The 2,354-nt window shown below is 53.3% G+C and carries 2 protein-coding genes and 1 tRNA gene; all 3 read left to right on the top strand.

The window, feature by feature from the left end:
* Positions 1-18 precede the first annotated feature (18 nt).
* Positions 19-94 (top strand) — tRNA-His (locus ACTHUT_RS18135).
* A 261-nt stretch (positions 95-355) separates the two neighbouring features.
* Positions 356-859 (top strand): adenylyltransferase/cytidyltransferase family protein, encoded by a 504-nt coding sequence (locus ACTHUT_RS18130; protein WP_284675689.1) that lies wholly within the window; start codon positions 356-358, stop codon positions 857-859.
* A partial coding sequence (locus ACTHUT_RS18125; protein ID WP_440419303.1) for a bifunctional biotin--[acetyl-CoA-carboxylase] ligase/type III pantothenate kinase occupies positions 856-2,354 on the top strand: 1,499 nt, incomplete at its 3' end. The genes ACTHUT_RS18130 and ACTHUT_RS18125, both read left to right, overlap by 4 nt.

The raw sequence follows: 2,354 nt of genomic DNA, 5'->3' as shown, positions 1-2,354 counted from the left end.
GGCGTGCCAATTTTTACGGTGGCTGTAGCTCAGTTGGTAGAGCCCTGGATTGTGATTCCAGTTGTCGTGGGTTCGAGCCCCATCAGCCACCCCAGATGAAAGCCTGCATATTGTATGCAGGCTTTTTCCATTTATACCCGAATTTTACTTCAGATTTAATTGGGTTTCAAAAAAGTATTTATCAAACCGTTTCATCATGGCATCGGCAAAAATGGCATTTGCCGTGTTATCAAATATCAATGAATACGTAATCAAGCCCGAATATTGTACCGTTCGGTATCTTTTTATGGTGTTTCGCCGTTATCCTTTATAATACCCCGATTATTTTCTGTTTCATTCCCAAAGGAACCGCATCATGTCCGAATGGCCAGCTCCAGAATTTGAATCCAAAATCTGTCCGCCCGAAAAGCTGGCGGAGCGTTTGGCGGCATTGCCCCGTCCGCTGGTGTTTACCAACGGCTGTTTCGATATTCTCCATAGGGGCCATGTAACGTATCTGGCGCAGGCGCGATCGGCCGGTGCGGCTTTGGTGTTGGCGTTGAATACCGATGCGTCGGTGCGCCGTCAGGGCAAAGGTGACGACCGCCCGATTAATCCTTTGGAAAACCGCGCGGCAGTGGCAGCGGCATTGGCCAGTGTGGATTTGGTCACATGGTTTGATGACGATACGCCGGCTGCGTTGATTGAAATGGTCAAACCCGATGTATTGATTAAAGGCGGCGACTGGCCTGTGGATAAGATTGTTGGTGCGGCCGAGACGTTTGCGCGTGGCGGCAAAGTATTTTCGATTCCGTTTTTACACCAGACTTCGACCACTAAAACGTTGGCGAAAATCCGCGAAGCCGGAGGAGGCAAATGAAGGATTTGAACAGCCGCCATTGGGCCTTGCTTGCCGCGCTTTCAGACGGCCTGCCGCAACACGTTTCTCAGTTGGCGCGTGTGGTCGGGATGAAGCCGCAACAATTAAACGGATTCTGGCAGCAGATGCCGGGCCATATCCGCGGTTTGCTGCGCCAGCACGACGGGCAATGGCGCTTGGTGCGTCCTTTGGCTGTGTTTTCCGAAGAATCTTTGCAACAAATGGCCGGAAAACAGGGTTTTCGTGCGCAGTTGAAACACGAATGTTCGTCCAGCAACGATGAAATTATGGCATTGGCGCGCCAGTCGGCAGATTTGGCGCATAAGGCTTTGTGTGTGGCGCATTTCCAAACCAAAGGCCGCGGACGGCAAGGGCGAAGCTGGGTCAACCGACAGGGCGAATGTCTGATGTTCAGCTTGGGCTGGACGTTTGACAAGCCGCAATATGAGCTGGGTTCGCTGGCGTTGGTGGTGGCATTGGCTTGCCGCCGTGCGCTTGCCGATATCGGTTTGGACGTAAATATCAAGTGGCCGAACGATTTGGTCGTGGCCAACGATAAATTGGCCGGTATTTTGATTGAAACGGCGCGGGTAGAGAATAAAACCGTCGCCGTTATCGGCATCGGCATTAATTTTGTATTGCCGAAAGAAGTTGAAAACGCCACTTCGGTGCAGGCCTTGTTTCAGACGGCCTCTAAGCAGGGCGTAAGCGTCAAAACCTTGTTGAATGCGGTATTGGTGCAACTTGATGCGCTGTTGAACGAATACGCGCAAAACGGATTCGCGTCATGTGTCGGCGAATACGATGCCGCCAACCGTGACACAAACAGACCGGTGTTGCTGCTTCAGGAAGGACGCGTTGTCCACGAAGGAGTGGTCAAAGGCGTGGATGCGCAAGGCGCGTTGCGTTTGCTGACGGACAAAGGTGAGAAAACCATTGTCAGCGGCGAGATCAGTTTGCGCCCGGATAACCGCCCGGCACAACCTGCCGCTGCGAAACCGGAACGCTTTTTGCTGCTGGACGGCGGCAACAGTCAGTTGAAATGGGCGTGGGTGGAGAACGGCACATTTTCCGAAGTCGGCCGCGCGCCGTATCGTGATTTGACCCAGCTGGGCGAAGAATGGCTACAATTTGCCGATGATGATGTGAAGATTGTCGGTTGCGCCGTGTGTGGTTCGGTAAAAAAAGCGATGGTAGAAGAACAATTAACCCGTCCGGTCGAATGGCTGTCTTCCATGCCGCAGGCCTTGGGTATCCGCAATCATTACCGCCGCCCTGAAGAACATGGTTCCGACCGTTGGTTTAATGCGCTGGGCAGCCGCCGCTTTACGCAAAACGCCTGCGTCGTCGTCAGCTGCGGTACCGCCATAACCACCGACGCGCTGACGGAAGACAATCATTATCTCGGCGGCACCATCATGCCCGGTTTCCACTTGATGAAAGAGGCGATGGCGCTCAAAACCGCCAACCTCAACCGCCCCATCGGCAAGGTATA

Source organism: Neisseria sp. P0022.S010, from assembly GCF_051956635.1.
Note: the sequence above shows the minus strand (reverse complement) of the source record. Positions and strands in the feature narration are given on the sequence as shown.

Excerpts from the sequence above, each read along its gene's own strand:
- ACTHUT_RS18130 (WP_284675689.1), top strand. The coding sequence starts at position 356 with ATGTCCGAATGGCCAGCTCCAGAATTTGAATCCAAAATCTGTCCGCCC.